Source organism: Aeromonas sp. EU05-FHT14A05 (assembly GCF_058791175.1).
Genome location: NZ_JBYTDH010000001.1, coordinates 568,575 through 589,159, shown reverse-complemented (window position 1 = coordinate 589,159; position 20,585 = coordinate 568,575). Strand labels below are relative to the sequence as shown.

The 20,585-nt window shown below is 60.5% G+C and carries 19 protein-coding genes; 11 read left to right on the top strand and 8 right to left on the bottom strand.

Going from position 1 to position 20,585, the window contains the following annotated elements:
* The first annotated feature begins 83 nt into the window (after positions 1-83).
* Both trxB and AC3WR3_RS02525 read left to right on the top strand, forming a co-directional pair.
* On the top strand, positions 84-1,034 hold the full coding sequence (gene trxB / locus AC3WR3_RS02530; RefSeq protein WP_202045348.1) for a thioredoxin-disulfide reductase: 951 nt from the start codon (positions 84-86) through the stop codon (positions 1,032-1,034).
* Between the two features lie 56 nt (positions 1,035-1,090).
* The gene (locus AC3WR3_RS02525) at positions 1,091-2,332 is read left to right on the top strand and encodes a diguanylate cyclase (protein ID WP_319913750.1); all 1,242 of its coding nucleotides are present in this window, start codon (positions 1,091-1,093) and stop codon (positions 2,330-2,332) included.
* Positions 2,333-2,434: 102 nt separating this feature from the next.
* On the opposite strand, the gene AC3WR3_RS02520 is transcribed toward AC3WR3_RS02525, so the two are convergent.
* Complete coding sequence (locus AC3WR3_RS02520) at positions 2,435-2,905, bottom strand: outer membrane lipoprotein (RefSeq protein WP_139435451.1); 471 nt, start codon at positions 2,903-2,905, stop codon at positions 2,435-2,437.
* 17 nt (positions 2,906-2,922) lie between these two features.
* Between AC3WR3_RS02520 and aat the strand changes: the two genes are divergently transcribed.
* The 3 genes from aat to infA all read left to right on the top strand — a co-directional run bounded on the left by aat (position 2,923) and on the right by infA (position 4,630).
* The gene (gene aat, locus AC3WR3_RS02515) at positions 2,923-3,630 is read left to right on the top strand and encodes a leucyl/phenylalanyl-tRNA--protein transferase (protein WP_492291067.1); all 708 of its coding nucleotides are present in this window, start codon (positions 2,923-2,925) and stop codon (positions 3,628-3,630) included.
* On the top strand, positions 3,627-4,343 hold the full coding sequence (locus AC3WR3_RS02510) for an arginyltransferase (RefSeq protein WP_139435447.1): 717 nt from the start codon (positions 3,627-3,629) through the stop codon (positions 4,341-4,343). Before aat ends, AC3WR3_RS02510 begins: the two co-directional genes overlap by 4 nt.
* Positions 4,344-4,411: 68 nt before the next feature.
* Entirely contained in the window at positions 4,412-4,630 is a 219-nt protein-coding gene (infA, locus tag AC3WR3_RS02505) for a translation initiation factor IF-1 (RefSeq protein WP_005300033.1), read from the top strand.
* A gap of 69 nt (positions 4,631-4,699) precedes the next feature.
* On the opposite strand, the gene clpA is transcribed toward infA, so the two are convergent.
* Together clpA and clpS are read right to left on the bottom strand one after the other, a co-directional pair.
* Positions 4,700-6,952, bottom strand: a complete 2,253-nt coding sequence (gene clpA, locus AC3WR3_RS02500) for an ATP-dependent Clp protease ATP-binding subunit ClpA (protein WP_106886978.1) — start codon at positions 6,950-6,952, stop codon at positions 4,700-4,702.
* 60 nt (positions 6,953-7,012) lie between these two features.
* Positions 7,013-7,330, bottom strand: a complete 318-nt coding sequence (gene clpS, locus AC3WR3_RS02495; protein WP_005325410.1) for an ATP-dependent Clp protease adapter ClpS — start codon at positions 7,328-7,330, stop codon at positions 7,013-7,015.
* A 228-nt stretch (positions 7,331-7,558) separates the two neighbouring features.
* Between clpS and cspD the strand changes: the two genes are divergently transcribed.
* Positions 7,559-7,777, top strand: coding sequence for a cold shock-like protein CspD (gene cspD, locus AC3WR3_RS02490; protein WP_005300025.1), 219 nt, complete (start codon positions 7,559-7,561; stop codon positions 7,775-7,777).
* Between the two features lie 126 nt (positions 7,778-7,903).
* Here cspD and asd read toward each other — a convergent pair whose 3' ends face one another.
* Complete coding sequence (gene asd / locus AC3WR3_RS02485) at positions 7,904-9,016, bottom strand: aspartate-semialdehyde dehydrogenase (protein ID WP_139435444.1); 1,113 nt, start codon at positions 9,014-9,016, stop codon at positions 7,904-7,906.
* Between the two features lie 328 nt (positions 9,017-9,344).
* Between asd and sugE the strand changes: the two genes are divergently transcribed.
* Positions 9,345-9,659: a quaternary ammonium compound efflux SMR transporter SugE gene (gene sugE / locus AC3WR3_RS02480; RefSeq protein WP_139435442.1), complete on the top strand. Its 315-nt coding sequence runs from the start codon at positions 9,345-9,347 to the stop codon at positions 9,657-9,659.
* A gap of 81 nt (positions 9,660-9,740) precedes the next feature.
* Here the strand turns inward: sugE and AC3WR3_RS02475 are convergent, their stop codons facing one another.
* The gene (locus tag AC3WR3_RS02475) at positions 9,741-10,439 is read right to left on the bottom strand and encodes a B3/B4 domain-containing protein (protein ID WP_404838327.1); all 699 of its coding nucleotides are present in this window, start codon (positions 10,437-10,439) and stop codon (positions 9,741-9,743) included.
* Between the two features lie 310 nt (positions 10,440-10,749).
* On the opposite strand from AC3WR3_RS02475, the gene ycaO reads away from it, so the two are divergent.
* The 3 genes from ycaO (at position 10,750) to pflB (ending at position 16,064) form a co-directional block, all read left to right on the top strand.
* Positions 10,750-12,510 (top strand): 30S ribosomal protein S12 methylthiotransferase accessory factor YcaO, encoded by a 1,761-nt coding sequence (gene ycaO, locus AC3WR3_RS02470; RefSeq protein WP_139435438.1) that lies wholly within the window; start codon positions 10,750-10,752, stop codon positions 12,508-12,510.
* A 381-nt stretch (positions 12,511-12,891) separates the two neighbouring features.
* Positions 12,892-13,740 carry a formate transporter FocA gene (focA, locus tag AC3WR3_RS02465; RefSeq protein ID WP_139435436.1) on the top strand — a complete coding sequence of 283 codons (849 nt, stop codon included), beginning with the start codon at positions 12,892-12,894 and terminating at the stop codon, positions 13,738-13,740.
* Between the two features lie 41 nt (positions 13,741-13,781).
* The gene (gene pflB, locus AC3WR3_RS02460) at positions 13,782-16,064 is read left to right on the top strand and encodes a formate C-acetyltransferase (RefSeq protein WP_139435434.1); all 2,283 of its coding nucleotides are present in this window, start codon (positions 13,782-13,784) and stop codon (positions 16,062-16,064) included.
* Between the two features lie 96 nt (positions 16,065-16,160).
* Here the strand turns inward: pflB and phnX are convergent, their stop codons facing one another.
* Genes phnX through phnW form a run of 3 tightly spaced genes read right to left on the bottom strand, consistent with a single transcriptional unit; the run spans position 16,161 to position 19,571 of the window.
* Positions 16,161-17,000, bottom strand: coding sequence for a phosphonoacetaldehyde hydrolase (gene phnX / locus AC3WR3_RS02455; RefSeq protein WP_492291066.1), 840 nt, complete (start codon positions 16,998-17,000; stop codon positions 16,161-16,163).
* Positions 16,993-18,432 carry an aspartate aminotransferase family protein gene (locus tag AC3WR3_RS02450; protein WP_492291065.1) on the bottom strand — a complete coding sequence of 480 codons (1,440 nt, stop codon included), beginning with the start codon at positions 18,430-18,432 and terminating at the stop codon, positions 16,993-16,995. Before AC3WR3_RS02450 ends, phnX begins: the two co-directional genes overlap by 8 nt.
* Entirely contained in the window at positions 18,429-19,571 is a 1,143-nt protein-coding gene (gene phnW / locus AC3WR3_RS02445; protein ID WP_492291064.1) for a 2-aminoethylphosphonate--pyruvate transaminase, read from the bottom strand. The genes AC3WR3_RS02450 and phnW overlap by 4 nt, the downstream gene beginning before the upstream one ends.
* Positions 19,572-19,824: 253 nt before the next feature.
* On the opposite strand from phnW, the gene phnR reads away from it, so the two are divergent.
* The gene (phnR, locus tag AC3WR3_RS02440) at positions 19,825-20,532 is read left to right on the top strand and encodes a phosphonate utilization transcriptional regulator PhnR (protein WP_492291063.1); all 708 of its coding nucleotides are present in this window, start codon (positions 19,825-19,827) and stop codon (positions 20,530-20,532) included.
* Positions 20,533-20,585: the final 53 nt, after the last annotated feature.

Below are 20,585 nucleotides of genomic sequence, written 5' to 3'. Positions count from 1 at the left end.
CCACAATCGACGCCCTGGCCTTTGACCCCGGATCACGAATTACCTACAATCGCGCAAACTCATCACGTCTCGGAAAACACATCATGAGCCAAGTCACTCATAGCAAACTGCTGATCCTGGGATCAGGCCCGGCGGGTTACACCGCCGCCGTCTACGCCGCCCGCGCCAACCTCAATCCCCTGCTCGTCACCGGCATGCAGCAAGGTGGTCAGCTGACCACCACCACAGAGGTGGAAAACTGGCCAGGGGACGCGGAAGGGCTGACCGGCCCGGCCCTGATGGAGCGCATGAAAGAACATGCGGAAAAATTCGATACCCGCATCCTGTTTGATCACATCAATGAAGTGGAGCTGACCCAGCGCCCCTTCCGTCTCAAGGGTGACAACGGTGAATACAGCTGCGACGCGCTGATCATCGCCACCGGCGCCTCCGCCAAGTACCTGGGGCTGCCTTCCGAGGAGTCCTTCAAGGGTCGTGGCGTCTCCGCCTGTGCCACCTGTGACGGCTTCTTCTATCGCAACCAGGAAGTGGCCGTGGTCGGCGGCGGCAACACCGCCGTGGAAGAGGCGCTCTATCTGGCCAACATCGCCAAGAAGGTGCACCTCATCCACCGCCGCGACGAGTTCCGCGCCGAGAAGATCCTGATCAAGCGCCTCAATGACAAGGTCGAGAGCGGCAACATAGTGCTGCACACTCACCAGACCCTGGACGAGGTGCTGGGTGACAACATGGGCGTGACCGGCGTGCGCCTGCGCAGCACCCGCGACGACTCTACCTCCGAGCTGCCGCTGATGGGGGTCTTCATCGCCATCGGCCACCAGCCCAACACCCAGATCTTCGAAGGCCAGCTGGCGATGGAAAACGGCTACCTCAAGGTGCGGGGCGGCCTGGAAGGGTTCGCGACCCAGACCAGCATCCCGGGCGTGTTTGCCGCCGGCGACGTGGCCGACCACGTTTACCGTCAGGCGATCACCTCAGCCGGTACCGGCTGTATGGCGGCCCTGGATGCCGAGCGATATCTGGACGCACAATAAGCACAAGGATATAAAGGGCATGCCAAGTGGCATGCCCTTTTCTTTTAAGGAGCCGGATGAAACGGAAAATTTTGATTGTGGAAGACAGCCTGACGGTGCGCCGCATGTTGACCCAGGCCATTGCGCAGCAAACCGGGCTGGAGATAGATGCGTTCGATACCCTGGAGGGGGCCCGTGACTGCCAGGGCGAAGAGTACGTGGTCGCCCTGGTGGATCTCACCCTGCCGGATGCCCCGAGCGGAGAAGCCGTCAACGTGCTGCTGGCGCGGGGTCTGCCCGTGGTGATCCTCACCGCCGACATCAGCGAGGAGAAACGGGAAGCCTGGCTGGAGGCCGGAGTGCTGGATTACGTGATGAAGGATTCACGCCACTCCCTGCAATACGCCGTCAGCCTGGTGCACCGCCTCTACCTCAACCAGGCCATCGAGGTGCTGGTGGTGGATGACTCCCGCACCTCCCGTCATCGCACCGCCGCCCAGCTGCGCAAGCAGCTGCTGCTGGTGCACGAGGCAACCTGCGCCCGGGATGCCCTGGCCCTGCTGGAGCAGTACCCCGCCATTCGCCTGATGCTGGTGGATTACTACATGCCGGAGATAGACGGCATCAGCCTGGTGCGGATGCTGCGGGAGCGCTACAGCAAGCAGCAGCTCGCCATCATCGGCATCTCGGTGTCGGACAAGCACGGCCTCTCTGCCCGCTACCTCAAGCAGGGGGCGAACGATTTTCTCAACCAGCCGTTCGAGCCCGAGGAGCTGCAGTGCCGGGTCAGCCACAATCTGGAGGCCCTTGAGCAGTTCAACAGCATCCAGGAGTCGGCCAATCGCGACTACCTGACCGGGCTCTACAACCGGCGCTACTGGTTCAACGAGGGGCAGAAGTGGTTCGAGGAGCATCAGCGTCAGCAGGCGCAGCTCGCCCTGTGCGTGCTCGATGTGGATCATTTCAAGCAGGTCAACGATCACTGGGGCCATGCCATCGGCGATGAGCTGCTCTGCCACCTGACCCGGCTGCTCACCCAGTTCTTCCCGGATGCCATGATAGCCAGATTCGGTGGCGAGGAGTTTGCCCTGATGGTGCCCCACTGCCCGGTGCCCGTGCTGCTCAAGCGACTGGAAGGGTTGCGGCAACAGCTGCGTCAGCAGCCGCTGTCACGGGAAGTGCCGCTGTTTGTGCGCGCCAGCTTTGGTGTCATCAATGTCGGGCGGCTCTCCATGGACGAGGCGCTCTGCGAGGCAGATCGCCAGCTGTATCAGGCAAAGAACACCGGTCGTGACAAGATAGTCTCCCAGGACGCCTGAGCACGTCTCGAGTGAGACGCTCCGTGTAGTACCGCCCGGCGCCCCTTGCGGCCGCCGGGTTATTCTCCCTCCTCACGCCATCCCTGCCGCCCACGGGTTTCCTCAATAGGTCTTGTCGACCCGCACCCCATCGCTGAAATAGAGGATGCGCACCTTGTCTCCGCTCGCAAACACCATGGCCGGATCGTAATCCTGGATCACGTTGATGAGCCCGTCCTGCTCATTGCGGATCAAGAGTTCCACCAGCTTGTTCTCCACCACGCTGCCGCCGGACTGATAGTGCTGCACCGCGGCAGCTCCCGCCAATGCCCCCACGGCGGTGGCGATCTCCCGCCCATGACCGCCGCCAAACTGGTTACCAAGCAGCCCCCCCAGCACGGCGCCACCCAGGGTTTTCCAGCCGGTATGCTCGGACTCCACCACCTGGCGCTGGGTGATGTTGCGCACCGTATCCACCTGGCCAAACACCACCTGATCCACGGGGCGCGCCGTGTTGCGCTCATAGGGTGCAGCCCAGGCGGGCGCCGTGACAAAGCCGAGCAAGCTGGATACTATCAGGATAATGGCCTTCATCTGTGAACCTCTGTCTTATGTCTCGCTATCTCACCGAACTGGATGATGAGCTGTGCTGGTTTCCCTCCCCCAGCCATGCGCTGGAAGAGCCCAACGGCCTGCTGGCGATCGGGGGAGATCTCTCCCCTGCTCGATTACTGGCAGCTTATCACAGCGGGATCTTTCCGTGGAATGAGCCACACCAGCCGCTGCTATGGTGGTCGCCGGATCCCAGGGGGGTGATAGTGCCCGATGAGCTGCACATAGGGCGCAGCCTGCAGAAGTGTCTGCGCCGCACCCCCTTCGACATGACCATCGATAATGCCTTCGATGAGGTGATAGCGGCCTGCGCCGCCCCCCGTCGCAGCGCCAGCGGCACCTGGATAAGCGCCCCCATGATCGACGCCTATCGGCAGTTGCACCGCCTAGGCCATGCCCACTCCGTCGAGATCTGGCAGGATGGTAAGTTGCAGGCGGGGCTCTATGGCCTCTCCCTTGGCCGCCTCTTCTGCGGGGAATCCATGTTCAGCCGCATCGATAACGGCGCCAAACTGGCCATGGTGGCGCTCTGTCGTCACTTTTCACGCCATGGGGGGGCCCTCATCGACTGCCAGATGCAGAACGACTTCCTGGCCACCTTGGGGGTCCAGGAGTGGCCAAGAAGCCGGTTTCTGACCACATTGGCGAGCCTGATCAGGCAACCACTGCAGGACGGTTGCTGGCAGCAGAGGAGAATCAGTCTATGACAGAAGAAGTGATCCTCAAGGTAGGCCTGACCCCCAGACACCCGTGCAGCTACCTTGGCCATGAGCAGGAGCAGTTGCTGGTACTGATGGATCATGAGCTGCTCAATGCGGCCGGTTACGAACGACTGCTGACGGCGGGATTCAGGCGCAGTGGCAACGACATCTATCGCCCCCATTGCCCGGCCTGCAGCGCCTGCCAGTCACTGCGCATCCACAGCGAGCGTTTCGTGCCGAACCGTAGCCAGAAACGCGTTCGTCAGCTGAACCGGGATCTCGAGCTGGTACTGAGTTACGACGACAAACCCGAGTATTACCAGCTCTATGAGCGCTACATCCGCGAGCGCCACCACGATGGCAGCATGTACCCGCCGAGCCGGACCCAGTACAAGGGATTCCTGCACTGCGACTGGATGCCACCGCTCTACATGGAGATACGCAAGGAGGGACGCCTCATCGGGGTGGCCACCACGGACCTGCTCCCCCACTCCATGAGCGCTATGTATACCTTCTTCGATCCCGATTATGCCGACCGCTCTCTGGGCACCTTTGCCATTCTGAGCCAGTTGGAACTGGCCAGGCGCACCGGTCGCAGCTGGCTGTATCTGGGCTATCTGGTGGAGGCCTGTCGCAAGATGAATTACAAGCGCCAGTACCTGCCCCACGAGCTGCTGGTGCAGGGAGAATGGAAAAATATCGACACCAAGCCCGAGTAAACTTTACACATAGCCTTAAATCCGGCATGATCCAGCGGTTTTTTGTTGTGGCTTATCAAGAGGATTCAATGGCTAAAGAAGACAGTATTGAGATGCAGGGTACCATTCTCGAAACCTTGCCCAATACCATGTTCCGTGTGGAACTGGAAAATGGTCACGTGGTTATCGCTCATATTTCCGGCAAGATGCGCAAAAACTACATCCGTATCCTGACTGGGGACAAAGTAACGGTGGCTCTGACTCCGTACGATCTCTCCAAGGGACGTATTGTTTTCCGCTCTCGCTAAGCCAGGAATTCAGCAAAAAACCCCAGCCTCGCGGTTGGGGTTTTTTGTCGTTTCTGGCCTCAATCACATTTAGTGAGAGACAGCTTCAACATTGACCTGGAAGTCAAAGCTGAGGCTGTTATTCACCAGCTCCACTCTCACCACTCCGCCATCGACCAGTGAGCCGAACAGGATCTCATTGGCCAACGGCTTCTTGAGGTGTTCCTGAATGACCCGTCCCATGGGTCTTGCACCCATTGCCCGATCATAACCCTTCTCGGCCAACCAGTGGCGCGCCTCTTCAGATACCTCCAGTGACACCCCTTTGGCATCCAGCTGTACCTGCAGCTCGACGATGAATTTGTCGACGACCTGATGGATCACCGTCATGTCCAGATGGTTGAACCAGATGGTGTGATCGAGCCGGTTGCGGAACTCTGGACTGAAGGTCTTGTTGATCACCGCCATGGCGTCGTGACTCATGTCCTGCTGCTGGAAGCCAATGGACTTGCGCTGGGTCTCCTGCACGCCCGCATTGGTGGTCATCACCAGGATCACGTTGCGAAAATCGGCCTTGCGTCCGTTGTTGTCCGTCAGGGTGCCGTTGTCCATCACTTGCAGCAGCAGGTTGAACACATCCGGGTGTGCCTTCTCGATCTCGTCCAGCAGCACCACCGAATGGGGATGCTTGAGCACCGAGTCGGTCAGCAAGCCGCCCTGCTCGAAGCCCACATAGCCGGGAGGTGCCCCGATCAGGCGGGAGACGGTATGGCGCTCCATGTATTCGGACATGTCAAAGCGCAGTACCTCGACCCCCAGCGCCTTGCCGAGTTGCTGGGTGACTTCGGTCTTGCCCACCCCGGTCGGGCCGGCAAACAGGAAGCAGCCCACAGGGCGACGCTCGTTGCCAAGCCCGGAACGTGACAGCCGGATGGCATCGGTCAATACGGTGATGGCCTTGTCCTGGCCGAACACCACCATCTTGAGATTGCGCTCCAGGTTCTTCAGCACTTCTTTGTCGGAAGAGGAGACTGATTTCTCCGGGATGCGGGCAATCTTCGCGACTATGGCCTCGATCTCCGGCACATTGATCACTTTTTTACGCTTGCTGACCGGCAACAGACGCTGCCCCGCCCCCGCCTCGTCAATCACGTCGATGGCCTTGTCCGGCAGGTGTCGATCATTGATGTACTTGGCGGAGAGCTCGACCGCGGCGCGGATGGCCTTGACGGTGTAACGCACGCCATGGTGCGCCTCATAACGGCTCTTGAGCCCCATCAGGATGCGAGTGGTGTCATCTATGCTCGGCTCGACGATGTCGATCTTCTGGAAGCGGCGCGCCAGTGCCCGATCTTTCTCGAAGATCTGGGAATATTCCTGATAGGTGGTCGATCCCACGCAGCGCAGCAGACCATTGGAGAGCAGCGGCTTGATGAGGTTGGCCGCATCCAGCTGACCGCCGGAGGCTGCGCCCGCCCCAATGATGGTATGGATCTCGTCGATGAAGAGGATGGCCCCTTCCTGGCGCTCGATCTGCTTGAGCAGTACCTTGAGGCGCTTCTCGAAGTCGCCGCGGTACTTGGTGCCTGCCAGCAGGGAACCCATGTCCAGAGAATAGATGGTGCTGTTTGCTATCACCTCGGGCACGTCACCCTTGACGATACGATAGGCGAGCCCCTCGGCGATGGCAGTCTTGCCCACCCCGGCCTCCCCCACCAGCAAGGGATTGTTCTTGCGGCGACGGCAGAGCACCTGGATGGTGCGACTCAGCTCCTGATCGCGACCGATCAGCGGGTCGATGCGCCCCTCCAGCACCAGCTGGTTGAGGTTGGTGGCAAAGCTCTCTATCTGGGCGGAGGAGACCTCATCATCGGACTCGGCATTGTTGCCGCCACTCTCGGGCTTGCTGTCTTTGCGCACCCCGTGGGAGAGGAAGTTCACCACGTCCAGCCGGCTGATTTCGGCTTTTTTCAGGAAATAGGCGGCCTGGGACTCCTGCTCGCTGAAGATGGCGACCAGCACATTGGCACCGCTCACCTCGGTATTGCCCGACGACTGGACATGGAACACGGCACGTTGCAGCACGCGTTGGAAGCCAAGGGTCGGTTGGGTTTCTCTGTCTTCGTCATCGCGGGGGATGAGCGGGGTCGTTTGATTGATGAATGCGCGAATTTCCTTGCGCATCTGCTCCACATCCGCACCACACGAACTCAGCGCCTCATGGGCTGAGCTGTTATCCAGCAGGGCTAACAACAGGTGCTCGACGGTCATGAATTCGTGGCGCTCGTCACGGGCCAGTTTGAAAGCCTCGTTCAGCGTCTTTTCTAGATCTTTGTTCAACATAGGCACCTCCCCTCAGTACAGCAACAATGCGGTGTCGTTATCGCCATCAAGTCATCAGATTCAAGCCTTTTCCATGGTACATAGCAGTGGATGTTCGTTGTTACGTGAATAGGTGTTGACCTGGACCACTTTGGTCTCGGCAATCTCGGCGGTAAAAGTGCCGCAGACTCCCTTACCACTATAATGCACGCTCAGCATGACCTGAGTGGCCTTCTCCAGATCCATACCAAAGAACCTTTGCAGCACCTCCACCACGAACTCCATCGGTGTGTAGTCATCGTTGTTCAAGACGACCTTGTACATGGGTGGCGGTTGCAGCTTCGTTTTCTCTGCTTCTGCAATCTCTTCATTAGCAAAGAGTTCTTTCTGCTTGCTCATAGTTGCGCTTTGGTACCTCTAGATTACTACCGTCTCGCTCAAGATTGTCAATAGACTTGTTAACCAGATCACATCGGTTGTTAACAACTTCTTGACTCGCTTAAAAGTTGGACTAGATTGGTTACTTGCTAATCGGCGCCCGTCTGCTACGGGGTGATGCTCTAGTTATATAAGGCTGGCGCAGGTTACTCAACGACTTCAGGGTAATCAATAAAAGGATGTAGATGTATGGCAACCGGAACAGTCAAGTGGTTCAACAACGCAAAAGGATTTGGGTTTATCTGTCCGGAAGGCGGTGGTGAAGACATCTTCGCTCACTACTCCACGATTCAAATGGAAGGTTACAAGACCCTCAAAGCGGGTCAGGCAGTCAACTTTGAACTGCAGCAGGGGCCGAAAGGAAATCACGCCTCTGTCATCGTGCCAAACGAAGCACAGAACATGTAAGAGTCAAACTGGATAAATTGAAAAACGGCATCCCGCAAGGATGCCGTTTTTTTATGTCGCTCGGTGTGTCGGCACAATAAGAAAGGCCTGGCCTTCCTTATTGTGTGCTCAAGCGAGCTATCCCTGTCAGCGCGCCAGCAGGATGTTGAGCATGCGGCGCAGCGGCTCGGCGGCGCCCCACAGCAGCTGGTCACCCACGGTGAAGGCCGCCAGGTATTCCGGGCCCATGTTGAGCTTGCGCAGACGGCCTACCGGGATGCTGAGGGTGCCGGTGACGGCGGCCGGGGTCAGCTCGCGGGCGGTGATGTCGCGATCGTTGGGGATCACCTTGACCCAGTCGTTGTGGGCGGCCAGCAGGGCCTCGATCTCGGGGAGCGGCACATCCTTCTTCAACTTGATGGTGAAGGCCTGGCTGTGGCAGCGCAGGGCGCCGATGCGCACGCAGAGACCATCCACCGGAATGGCGGCATCTTCGATCCCCAGTATCTTGTTGGTCTCGGCCTGGCCCTTCCACTCTTCGCGGCTCTGGCCGTTGTCGAGCTTGGTGTCAATCCAGGGGATCAGGCCACCGGCCAGCGGCACGCCGAAGTTGTCCACCGGCAGGGTGCCGGAGCGGGTCTTCTCGGTGATCTTGCGCTCGATGTCGAGGATGGCGGAGGCGGGATCCGCCAGCTCCACCGCCACTTCGTCGCGCAGCAGCCCCATCTGGGTGACCAGCTCGCGCATGTGGCGCGCGCCACCGCCCGATGCAGCCTGATAGGTCGCCACGCTCACCCACTCCACCAGATCGGCCTTGAACAGACCGCCAAGGGCCAGCAGCATCAGGCTGACGGTGCAGTTGCCGCCGACGAAGGTCTTGATCCCCTTGTCCAGCGCCTCGTCGATCACGTCGCCGTTGACCGGATCCAGGATGATGACGGCGTCCTTCTCCATGCGCAGGGAGGAGGCGGCATCAATCCAGTAACCCTGCCAGCCAGCGGCCAGCAGACGGGGATAGACATCCTTGGTGTAGTCGCCACCCTGAGCCGTGATGATGATCTCCTGCGCGGCCAGCGCCTCGATATCGAAGGCGTCCTGCAGGGTGCCGGCATCGACGCCGAAATTGGGGGCGGCCTCACCGGCCTGGGAGGTGGTGAAGAAGGTGGGTTGAATGCGGGCAAAATCCTTCTCTTCCTGCATCCGGCTCATCAGTACCGAACCCACCATGCCACGCCAACCGACCAAACCAACTTTTTTCATAATGTCCTACCCTGGATAGCTGCTGTAAAAATGAAGTCTCATATGCCGTGATCCCTTGCCGGACGGGGGTCCGTTAACAAATTGGCCACAAGCATGATGTGTAATTAATGCGTCTGTCCACATTACGGATTGTGGCGACGGGCGCAAGTCGAATTGCGCAATATTCTGTGTCGTTTGCCGCAATAACCATGGGTTCCGGGCTACCGCGCTTGGCGGACTCCCCATCGGTCAGGCATCATGATGTCCGACTGGCAACCACTGCCCCTGGGGACGACCCCAAGGCCTTCTTGACTCGCAGGGACGACCCTGCCCCGCCTGGAATACTCATATGCCCTGGTTACTCCTGCTACTGGCCGGCCTGTTCGAGGTCGCCTGGGCCATCGGCCTCAAGTACACCGACGGTTTCAGCCGTCCCCTCCCCACCCTGCTGACCCTGATCGCCATGGGGGTGAGCGTGCTGTTGCTCGCCATGGCGGTCAAGCAGCTGCCCCTTGGCACCGCCTACGCGGTCTGGACCGGCATAGGCGCGGTCGGCACAGTGTTGATGGGGATCTGGCTGTTCAACGAGCCGGCCACCCTGGCCCGTGTGCTTTGCCTGCTGCTGATCATCGGCGGTATCCTGGGGCTCAAGTTGATCGGCTGATAGCAAGATGGGCGTACAGCCCCACAACGCCCCGGTAGCGCGTATAAAAAATGGCCACCCTGGGTGGCCATTATGTTCTCCTCATACCCCGCCGGGGTTTCCTATCAGCACGCTCTCTATCCGGGCGCCCGGCATCATCTGCCTTAACCCCTCGATCAGCCGATCACCGGCCTCCTGCAGCGCCGCCAGCGGCATTTCAGGCAAGCTTTCCAGGATGAACCACATCTGCCCGGACTCGGCGCTGAGCCGGGTTCTGGTCCCCTGACGCCAATTCCAGCGGCGACAGGTCACGCCTCTGTCATCGCACCAGACCACCTCGCCAGGTTCGGGGGTCTCGTGGGCAGGGGCCCCCTCCTTCATGGTGTCAAACAGCTCGGTGCCATCGGCAATGATCAGCCGGGGCGATCCTTCATAAGCGGTGAGATCCTCCCCACCGACGGGGATGGCGTATTCGATGCTGATGGCGTTGTAGAGATCGACGACGGGATCGATGCAGGGCAGGCTGCCCTCGCGTTGCACCCGCTTGAGCAGCGCCTGTGCCGAGCAGGGGGTCCGCTGGGGCTTGGCACCGAAGCGCTTGAACACCTCCCCCCAGGCGGACAGATGCTCCTGTGCCCAGGGTGCACCGCCCGCCGCGACGGATTGGCAGGCCCGCGCCAGCGCTTGTGCGCCGACGTTGCGATCGACCATGGTGGCCCCGTCTACCTGGATGCTCAGGGCCCGGAATCCCGGGGCCAGCCTGGTCACCCTGGCATCAATCTGTGGTGTCATGAATGGCATAGCAACTCCCAATAAATGATCCGTGGTGAAGGCGATAACGGCAGACGAGGCCAGATGACCCATCCCCGGAGGGCACGCCCATGATGCTTGTCACCACCAAGAAACAAGTCGGCCCCATGATGGGCGACGGCATGACATAAAAAAATCTACTTTTTCTTAATGTTGTTCAGGAGAGCTAATAACCCAGACTATCCAGGCCGCCGACAGCCCCCTGACCCGCACCTGGAATGGGATTGTCCTGGCCGCTTTTCCCGCCACTCATGCTATTATCTGCGACCGAACATGAGCCATTAAAAATCAGGATATTGTGATGACCGACCACACTTTTATTCCCGGCAAGGACGCGGCGCTGGAAGACTCCATCGAGCGGTTCCAGACCAAGTTGCAGGCCCTGGGGTTTGATATCGAAGAGGCCTCCTGGCTCAACCCCGTGCCCAATGTCTGGTCCGTGCACATCCGGGACAAAGAGTGCGCCCTCTGCTTCACCAACGGCAAGGGAGCCAGCAAGAAGGCGGCCCTGGCTTCCGCCCTGGGGGAGTATTTCGAGCGTCTCTCCACCAACTACTTCTTCGCCGACTTCTATCTGGGCGAGCAGGTGGCAAATGGTGACTTCGTCCACTACCCGAACGAGAAGTGGTTCCCCATCCAGGGTGACCAACTGCCTGCCGGCCTGCTCGACAGCTTCACCCGCAAGTTCTACAACCCGGATGGCGAAGTGACGGCCGACATGCTGGTGGATCTGCAATCCGGCAACGAGGAGCGCGGCATCGTCGCCCTGCCGTTCGAGCGTCAGTCCGATCACCAGACCGTCTATATCCCGATGAACATCATCGGCAACCTCTATGTCTCCAACGGCATGAGCGCCGGCAACACCAAGACCGAGGCCCGCACCCAGGGCTTGTCCGAGGTGTTCGAGCGCCACGTGAAGAACAAGATCATCGCCGAGGCCATCAGCCTGCCCGAGATCCCGAGCGAGGTGATCGCCCGCTATCCCGGCATCAAGGCCTCCATCGATGCGCTGGAGGCCGAAGGCTTCCCCATCTACAGCTTCGATGCATCCCTCGGCGGACGTTATCCGGTCATCTGCGTGGTGCTGCTCAACCCAAGCAACGGCACCTGCTTTGCCTCCTTCGGCGCCCACCCGCGCTTCGAGGTCGCCTTCGAGCGCACCGTCACCGAGCTGCTGCAGGGCCGTGGCCTGAAGGATCTGGACGTGTTCGTGCCGCCGTCATTCGACAACGAGCAGGTGGCGGATCACCACAATCTGGAGACCCACTTCATCGACTCCTCCGGCCTCATCAGCTGGGATCTGTTCAAGCAGGAGTCCGACTTCGAGTTTGCCGACTGGGACTTCCGCGGCACCTCCCAGCAGGAGTTCGACCACCTGATCGGCATCTTCCACGAGCTGGAGCAGCCGGTCTACATCGCCGACTACGAGCACCTGGGCGTCTACGCCTGCCGCATCCTGGTGCCGGGCATGTCCGACATCTATCCGGTGGAAGATCTGCTGCTGGCCAACAACACCATGGGCGCCCACCTGCGGGAGACCATACTGGCGCTGCCGTCCCTGGAGTGGGACGCGGAGCAGTACATGGCGCTCTTTGATCAGCTGGATGAAGAGGGTCACGACGAGCGCACCCGGGTGCGCGAGCTGCTCGGCATCGCCGCCGCCAAGGGCACAGCCCTGCACACCCTGCGGGTCGGTGAGCTCAAAGCCATGCTGGCGCTGGCCGCAGGCGAGCTGGAGAGCGCACTGGATCTCATCGACTGGACCATGGAGTTCAACCAGTCGGTGTTCCCGGCGGATCGCGCCCGCTACTACCGCGCCCTGCGCGCCTGCGTCGAGCTGTTCCTGGACGAGGATCGCGACCCCGAGCAGTACCGCCCGGTGTTCACCCGCATGTTCGGGGAAGAGACCCTGGCGCAGGCCTGGGCCCACGCCAGCGGCGAGGCGCGTTTCCACGGGCTGGAGGCGGCCGATCTGTCCCTCTCCCAGTTCCCGCTGCATCAGAAATTGCTCGCGGCCTACGAGAAACTGCAAAAAGCCAAACGAATCCATACGTGGAACTGATATGCTAGTGTAACCAAGGGGCCTGATGGCCCCTTCTGTTTTATGGTCTACGCTTTGGCGGGCCCTTACTCAAAGATGAAATAAATAACAAAAAATACCTCTTAGGGGGTTGTCAAATTGAGGTTCATCATGTTGGGGAGCCGTAAAGGTGCATTGCCGGTGCTTTTTTTGATGAGAAAGATATAAATCATTAAAAATCATGACATTAAAAACAGACCCATTTCTGTTTCACCTGAAACCTGGTGTAAAGTCAAGCTTCCGGATGAATAAAAAACCTGTAGTAAAATTACATTCACAATCTGTAATTCTTGATCGGAGTCAATTTTGGGGATCAGCCCCTTTGTTATGATTTCCACAGGCAAAATATGCAGGTACTGAGAATTGAAAGCAGAATCTCCCTTTGATTGTCTGAAGCCCGAAGCCATAGCCGCGCTGGCAGAAGACATTACCTATGCCAAGGCAACCAAGCCCGCCCACAAGGTCATTCCTCTGGCCATCACGGCAGGTGCTTTCATCGCCATCGCATTCGTCTTCTACATCACGGTCACCACGGGATCGAGCGGCATGGCCTGGGGCATGTCCAAGCTGGTCGGCGGTCTCTGTTTCTCCCTCGGTCTCATTCTGTGCGTGCTGCTCGGTGCCGAGCTGTTCACCTCCACCACCCTGACCCTGGTGGCCAAGGCCGCCAACCGCATCAGCTGGGCTCAGCTGTTCAAGAACTGGGGTCTGGTCTACTTCGGCAACCTCATCGGCGGGCTCATCATAGTCGCCCTCATCATCATGTCGGCCGAATACACGGCGGCGGATGGTCAGTGGGGACTGAATGCCATGAAAGTGGCCCAGCACAAGATCCATCACACCTTCTTCGAGGCCCTGGCGCTCGGCATCCTCTGCAACCTCATGGTGTGTCTCGCCGTGTGGATGGCCTTCGGCGCCCGCAGCGCCACCGACAAGGTGATGGTGATGCTGCTCCCCGTCGCCATGTTCGTGGCCTCCGGCTTTGAGCACAGCATCGCAAACATGTTTATGATCCCGGTCGGCATCGCCATCCATGCGGTAGCAGGCCCGGAATTCTGGCAGGCCATCGGCCAGGACCCGGCATCGTTCGCCGATCTGACCGTATCCAACTTCGTCCTAAACAACCTCATTCCGGTCACCCTTGGTAATATCATTGGTGGCGGCGTCATGGTTGGTCTGACTTACTGGTTTATCTTCCGTCGCCATCATTAAGGATGGCGGCAGACACATAAATACCTTGAGAGGTAATGAAAATGGCAGAACTTAACGAACAGTTCCAAAAAGCATGGGAAGGCTTCGCGGCCGGTGAATGGCAGACCTCTGTCAACACCCGTGACTTCATCCAGAAGAACTACACCCCGTATGAAGGTGACGAGTCCTTCCTGGCTGGCGCGACCGAAGCCACCACCAAGCTGTGGGACAAGGTCATGGAAGGGATCAAGATCGAGAACCGCACTCACGCGCCGGTCGATTTTGATACCGACCTGCCCTCCACCATTACCGCTCACGATGCCGGCTATATCGACCAGAGCCTGGAGCAAATCGTCGGTCTGCAGACCGACAAGCCGCTCAAGCGCGCCATCATCGCCAACGGCGGTATCAAGATGGTCAAGACCTCTTGCGAAGTCTACGGCCGTCAGCTCGACCCCATGGTCGAGAAGATCTTCACCGAGTACCGCAAGACCCACAACCAGGGCGTGTTCGACGTCTACACCAAGGACATCCTGAACTGCCGCAAGTCCGGCGTCATCACAGGTCTGCCGGATGCCTACGGCCGTGGTCGCATCATCGGTGACTACCGTCGTGTTGCCCTGTACGGTATCGACTTCCTGATGGCCGACAAGCTGGCCCAGTTCAAGTCCCTGCAGGCCGATCTGGAAAACGGTGTCAACCTGGAAGCCACCATCCGTCTGCGCGAAGAGATCTCCGAGCAGCACCGTGCCCTGGCCCAGATGAAGGTGATGGCCGCCAAATATGGCTGCGACATCTCAGTACCGGCCAAGACCGCCAAAGAAGCCGTGCAGTGGACCTACTTCGCCTACCTGGCGGCAGTCAAGTCCCAGAACGGTGCCGCCATGTCCTTCGGTCGTACCTCCAGCTTCCTGGACGTCTACATCGAGCGTGACCTGAAGAAAGGCCTGCTGACCGAGCAAGAAGCCCAGGAGCTGATGGACCACATGGTCATGAAGCTGCGCATGGTTCGCTTCCTGCGTACCCCGGAATACGATTCACTGTTCTCCGGCGACCCGATGTGGGCCACCGAGACCCTGGCCGGTATGGGCGTTGATGGCCGTACCCTGGTCACCAAGAACAGCTTCCGTATGCTGAACACCCTGTACACCATGGGCCCGTCCCCTGAGCCGAACCTGACCATCCTGTGGTCCGAGAAGCTGCCGGTCGGTTTCAAGAAGTACTGCGCCAAGGTATCCATCGAGACCTCTTCCGTTCAGTACGAGAACGACGACCTGATGCGTCCGGACTTCAACAACGATGACTACGCCATCGCTTGCTGCGTGTCCCCGATGATCATCGGCAAACAGATGCAGTTCTTCGGCGCTCGTGCCAACCTGGCCAAGACCATGCTGTATGCAATCAACGGCGGTATGGACGAGAAGCTCAAGATCCAGGTCGGCCCGAAAACCGAAATGGTCAAGTCCGAATACCTCGACTACAATGACGTGATGGACAGGCTGGATCACTTCATGGACTGGCTGGCCAAGCAGTACGTCGCCGCCCTGAACATCATCCACTACATGCACGACAAGTACAGCTACGAAGCCTCCCTGATGGCGCTGCATGACCGTGACGTCTATCGCACCATGGCGTGCGGCATCGCCGGTCTGTCCGTGGCGGCCGACTCCCTGTCTGCCATCAAGTACGCCAAGGTCAAGCCGGTTCGTGACGAAGATGGTGTCTCCATCGACTTCGAGATCGAAGGCGAGTACCCGCAGTTCGGTAACAACGACGCCCGCGTCGATGACATCGCCTGCGACCTGGTCGAGCGCTTCATGAAGAAAATTCAGAAGCTCAACACCTACCGCGGTGCCGTGGCTACCCAGTCCGTGCTGACCATCACCTCCAACGTGGTGTACGGCAAGAAGACAGGTAACACCCCGGATGGCCGTCGCGCCGGTGCGCCGTTCGGCCCGGGTGCCAACCCGATGCACGGTCGTGACCAGAAGGGTGCCGTCGCTTCCCTGACTTCCGTTGCCAAGCTGCCGTTCGCCTACGCCAAAGATGGTATCTCCTATACCTTCTCCATCGTACCGAACGCCCTGGGCAAAGACATGGAAGCCCAGAAAGCCAACCTGGCTGGCCTGATGGATGGTTACTTCCACCACGAGTCCAACCTGGAAGGCGGTCAGCACCTGAACGTCAACGTGATGAACCGTGAAATGCTGCTGGACGCCATGGAAAACCCGGAGAAATATCCGCAGTTGACCATCCGCGTATCCGGTTATGCCGTTCGCTTCAACTCCTTGACCAAGGAACAACAGCAAGACGTCATCACCCGTACCTTCACCGCCTCTCTGTAATAGAGTCTCGGTGAACAAAAACCGGCGCCCAGGCGCCGGTTTTTTTATGTCTGCGCTTCAGGGCAAAGGCGGATAGCGCCTCCCCCCCTCTCCTGATCAGGGTCGCTCACCAGCCGCCAGACGGCGGTTGATATCGGCAATCACAGGGGCGATGTCAGCCAGGGTGTCGATGACATAGTGGGCCCCCGCCCCCCGCAGCTTGGCCTCGGCCGGTACACGTCGGGCGGCGATCTCGGTTTCGCTCATGGCGGCAAACTCCTCCCAGGTGGCGCCAAACTCGTTGCCGGAAACCGACAATCCCACCGTCCACATGCCGGCGTTCAGCCCTTCGCTGATGCCGGGCACGGCGTCATCCACCTTGATGCAGCGATGCACGGCGCTCACGCCCAGCTCAATCACGTTGGCCAGCGCCATCCAGGGGCCGGGGCGACCGCCTGCCTTGAGGTCATCGGTGGCGACCCAGTGATCCGGGCGATAGCCGTGATCGGCCGCCGCAGGTACCAGCGCCTCCATCACGGGGCGGGGATAGCCGGAGCAGGAACCTATCTGCATCCCTTGTGCTCGCAGCCCATCCAGCACCGGCAGCACACCTGGGATGGGGGCGGCGAAGCGGGTCACTGCGGCAATCTGCAGCGGCATAAAGGTGTGATAGAGGTGGTCCACCTCGGCGTGGCTCATGGGGTGGCCGAAGCGTGCCTGCCAGCGCTCATCCACCGAGGGCAGACGGCCCAGCGCCGCGATATGATCCCACTTGCCAAGGCCCATGGGCTGGCGCGCCTCATCCAGGGTCACAGCAAAGTCATAGGCGCGGGCGAAGGCCTCTACGAAGATGGAGGTGGGGGCGAAGGAGCCGAAATCGACGACGGTACCGGCCCAGTCGAGGATCAGCGCCTCTACGTCGGTGGTCGGGTCTACAGCAATCTGCAAGTCAGTCATGGTGATCTTCCTGTTCCGGTGAGAGTGCGATCTCGCCGAGGGCGCGATCGAGAATGGTGATGGCGCGCACCAGATCGGCGCGGGCGATATTGAGCGGCGGCGAGAGCTGGATGACGTTGCCCTGGGAGACCTTGAAGCTGAGCCCCAGTTCCAGACAGCGGTAGAGCAGCCGCTCGGCGGCCTGGCTATTGCGGGTGCGACTCTGGTGATCGACCACCAGATCGAGCGCCCACAAAAGACCGATACCGCGCACCTGCCCGATCAGCGGGTAGCGCTCGGCAAGCGCCGCGAGCTCGGCCGCCATAAAACGGCCATCCTCCTGCGCCTTGGCCAGCAGCCCCTCTTCACGGATGGTAGCTATAGTGGCGAGCGCCGCAGCGCAGCCGATGGGGCTCTTCTCGTGGGTGTAGTGGCCCAGCGAGATGGCCGCCGCCTGATTGAAACGATCGCGAGTGATGAGCGCCGCAAAGGGCACCACACCGCCCCCCAACCCCTTGCCGAGACAGATGATGTCGGGCTCGATGCCGAACTCTTCGAAGCTGAACCAGTGGCCGGTGCGGCCCAGGGCATTGGGGATCTCGTCGACGATCAGCAGCACCTTGTGGCGATCGCAGATCTCCCGCACTCGCTGCCAGTAGGCCCTTGAGGGCACCTGCACATCGGTGTTGCGGATGGGCTCGGCGATAAAGGCGCCTACTCCTCCCTCCTTCTCGATGACGTACTCCAGATAATCGGCGTAGTGCAGGTCATCCCCCTCCCCGCGATACCAGACGCCGCGATAACGGGTGGGGGGTGGAATGCGCTCCACACCGGCCATCAGCGGGCCCATGCCGGCGCGAAAGCAGGCCTCGCCGCCGACCGAGATGGCATCGAGGGAGGCGCCGTGAAAGGCATCCCACAGGGACACCACCTTGCTGTTGCCGGTGATGAAGCGGGCAAGTTTCAAGGCAATCCCCACCACCTCGCTGCCGCCGGGGGCGAACAGCACCCGGTTGAGATCGCCGGGGGCCAGTTCGGCCAGGGTGCGGGCGCAGTCGATGGCGACCTGATGGGTGTAGCGGCGGGGTGCGAACGGCAGATCGGCGAGTTGCTGCTGCACCGCGGCAACCACTTTAGGGTGACCGTGGCCCAGCTGATGGACGCTGTTGCCGTGAAAATCGAGGTAACGCGCGCCCGATACGCTGGTCAGCCAGCTCCCCTGCGCCCCCTCAAGCAGATCCAGACAGGGGGTGGAGAGGGCCTGATGGAGAAAGTAGCGGCTATCCTCCGTCAATCCGGCCTGTACATCTTCGCTTTGGCCTGCCCACCAGCGCGCCCGACTCTCGCCAAGGTTGATATCCCCTTCGCTGTCGGCGCGGCCGCTGCCGTGCAGCTTATGGTCATGTAAATCGCGGCCACGCAGATCGCAACCCTGAGCCAGCATGCTGGTCATCGCGCGTCCCCTTGCCAGTAGCAGGCGCTGGCCATGGCGGCGAGCAAGCAGCGCACCCGCTCTGGGGTCACGTCACCGATATTGCCGATGCGGAAGCAGTCGGCCTGGGAGACCTTGCCCGGATAGATGACAAAGCCCTGTACCTTGAGCCGCTGATAGAAGTCGACGAAGCGGTAGTCCGGGTGGGCCGGGGAGTAGAAGGCGGTGATGATGGGGGATTGCCATTTTTCTGGCAGCAGCGGCGCAAAGCCGAGCTTGGCCATCCCCGCCACCAGGGTGCGCTGGTTCTCGCTGTAGCGCTGATGGCGGGCGGCGATGCCCCCCTCTTCATCCAGCTCACGCAGGGCCTGGGCAAAGGCGATCACGGTATGGGTGGGCGAGGTGAAACGCCACTTGCCCCCCTGCTGCTCCATGGTCTGCCACTGGGCGTGCAGGTCGAGGGAGACCGAGCGGGCACGACCGGCGCAGGCCGTCAGCGCGGCGCGACGGGCGATGACGAAGCCAAAACCCGGCACCCCCTGAATGCACTTGTTGGCGGAGCTGATGAGAAACTCGATGCCAAGGCGCCCCATGTCGATGGGGATGCCGCCAAAGCTGCTCATGGCATCGACGATCAGGCGAATGCCGCGGCGCTGGCAGAGCCCAGCCACCTCGTCGAGCGGGTTGAGCATGCCGGTGGTGGTCTCACAGTGCACCATGGCCAGATGGGTGATTTCGGGGTGGCGCGCCAGCATGGCGTCGATGGCGGCAGGCTCGGGGCGGGTGGTCTCGCCGCAGTCCAGCTCATGGTGGCGCAGGCCGAGGCAGCGGGCCATCTCCCCCATGCGGGCCCCGTAGGCGCCGTTGTTGATGATCAGCAGACACTCATCGCTACCGATGGCGGAGCCCAGCACGCTCTCCACCACATAGCTGCCGCTCCCCTGCAGCAGCACGGCGCTGTAGTCGCTTTCATATTCAGGGCCGGTGGCGAGGCGCACCAGCTCGCGGCGGATGGGCTCCACCACGCCCAGGTTGTAGTCCGCATCCCAGGTGCAGCTGTCTTGCAGCATGGCGGCACGCACGGTAGCTGTGGTCGAGAGGGGGCCAGGGGTCAGCAGCAGGTAATCGACGGCGGCAGGGGCCGCAGGAATATGGGTCATGATTTCGCTCCTTTTGGTATATACCAGAATGAGCGCATTGTGGGTAACTGCCCCGCCAAGGTCAAAGGGGTGGGGCCACGTGCAACAAAAAATTCATTTTCAGCGCCGGGATCGCGATAATCTAGGAAGCCTGAACAACAGGGGCAACACTGGTCTCTACCAACATGTTTTGATGTCGCCACTTAGCGAGCGGACCGATGACCCAACCTGTGCCCAACCCATTGCCCAACTCATTGCACAACCAGGGATTTTCATGAGCAAACCCCAATACCTGCAGATCAAGGATGCCCTCGCCAACCAGATCCTGGCGGGGGGCCTGGCCTCCAACGACAAGCTCCCCTCCGAGCGGCTGCTGGGGGAGCTCTACGGCACCACCCGGGTCACCATCCGCGAGGCACTGGTGCAGCTGGAGGCGAGCGGCCTCATCTATCGGGAGGATCGCCGTGGCTGGTTCGTCACCCCGCCGCGCTTTAGCCTGAACCCCAGGCGCACCTCCAACTTTCACCAGATAGTGCGGGAACAAGGGGGCGAGCCGCGCACCGAGCTCTTGGAAAAAAGCCGCCAGGCGGTGCCCCCCGCGTTGATGGCGCGGCTGCAGCTCAAGCCGTTCGACAGCCTGTTTCTGCTCAAACGGCTGCGCTATGCCAACGGGCGCGCCATCTGCTATTGCGAGAATCACTGCCTGCCAGAGCGGGTGCCCGGCCTGCTGGAGCTGGATCTTGCCGGCAGCCTGACCGAGATCTATCAGGCCCATTACGAGCTCCACTACGCCCGCATGCAGGTGCGCTTCTTCCCCACCGCCCTGCCGGACGAGGTGGCCAAGGCGCTGGGGGCCACCGCCGGTCTGCCCGCCCTGCGCCTCGAGCGGCTCAACTTCGATCAGCACGGCCGGGTGCTCGACTTCGATCTGGAATACTGGCGCCACGACAGCCTGGAGATCGAGGTAGATACCCAGGATTAGGAACAGACAAGTCAAGAGCGGACAATCCCGTGCGGCAAAACGTCACGGGACCG

Excerpts from the sequence above, each read along its gene's own strand:
- trxB (WP_202045348.1), top strand. The coding sequence starts at position 84 with ATGAGCCAAGTCACTCATAGCAAACTGCTGATCCTGGGATCAGGCCCG.
- AC3WR3_RS02525 (WP_319913750.1), top strand. The coding sequence starts at position 1,091 with ATGAAACGGAAAATTTTGATTGTGGAAGACAGCCTGACGGTGCGCCGC.
- AC3WR3_RS02520 (WP_139435451.1), bottom strand. The coding sequence starts at position 2,905 with ATGAAGGCCATTATCCTGATAGTATCCAGCTTGCTCGGCTTTGTCACG.
- aat (WP_492291067.1), top strand. The coding sequence starts at position 2,923 with ATGTCTCGCTATCTCACCGAACTGGATGATGAGCTGTGCTGGTTTCCC.
- AC3WR3_RS02510 (WP_139435447.1), top strand. The coding sequence starts at position 3,627 with ATGACAGAAGAAGTGATCCTCAAGGTAGGCCTGACCCCCAGACACCCG.
- infA (WP_005300033.1), top strand. The coding sequence starts at position 4,412 with ATGGCTAAAGAAGACAGTATTGAGATGCAGGGTACCATTCTCGAAACC.
- clpA (WP_106886978.1), bottom strand. The coding sequence starts at position 6,952 with ATGTTGAACAAAGATCTAGAAAAGACGCTGAACGAGGCTTTCAAACTG.
- clpS (WP_005325410.1), bottom strand. The coding sequence starts at position 7,330 with ATGAGCAAGCAGAAAGAACTCTTTGCTAATGAAGAGATTGCAGAAGCA.
- cspD (WP_005300025.1), top strand. The coding sequence starts at position 7,559 with ATGGCAACCGGAACAGTCAAGTGGTTCAACAACGCAAAAGGATTTGGG.
- asd (WP_139435444.1), bottom strand. The coding sequence starts at position 9,016 with ATGAAAAAAGTTGGTTTGGTCGGTTGGCGTGGCATGGTGGGTTCGGTA.
- sugE (WP_139435442.1), top strand. The coding sequence starts at position 9,345 with ATGCCCTGGTTACTCCTGCTACTGGCCGGCCTGTTCGAGGTCGCCTGG.
- AC3WR3_RS02475 (WP_404838327.1), bottom strand. The coding sequence starts at position 10,439 with ATGCCATTCATGACACCACAGATTGATGCCAGGGTGACCAGGCTGGCC.
- ycaO (WP_139435438.1), top strand. The coding sequence starts at position 10,750 with ATGACCGACCACACTTTTATTCCCGGCAAGGACGCGGCGCTGGAAGAC.
- pflB (WP_139435434.1), top strand. The coding sequence starts at position 13,782 with ATGGCAGAACTTAACGAACAGTTCCAAAAAGCATGGGAAGGCTTCGCG.
- phnX (WP_492291066.1), bottom strand. The coding sequence starts at position 17,000 with ATGACTGACTTGCAGATTGCTGTAGACCCGACCACCGACGTAGAGGCG.
- AC3WR3_RS02450 (WP_492291065.1), bottom strand. The coding sequence starts at position 18,432 with ATGACCAGCATGCTGGCTCAGGGTTGCGATCTGCGTGGCCGCGATTTA.
- phnW (WP_492291064.1), bottom strand. The coding sequence starts at position 19,571 with ATGACCCATATTCCTGCGGCCCCTGCCGCCGTCGATTACCTGCTGCTG.
- phnR (WP_492291063.1), top strand. The coding sequence starts at position 19,825 with ATGAGCAAACCCCAATACCTGCAGATCAAGGATGCCCTCGCCAACCAG.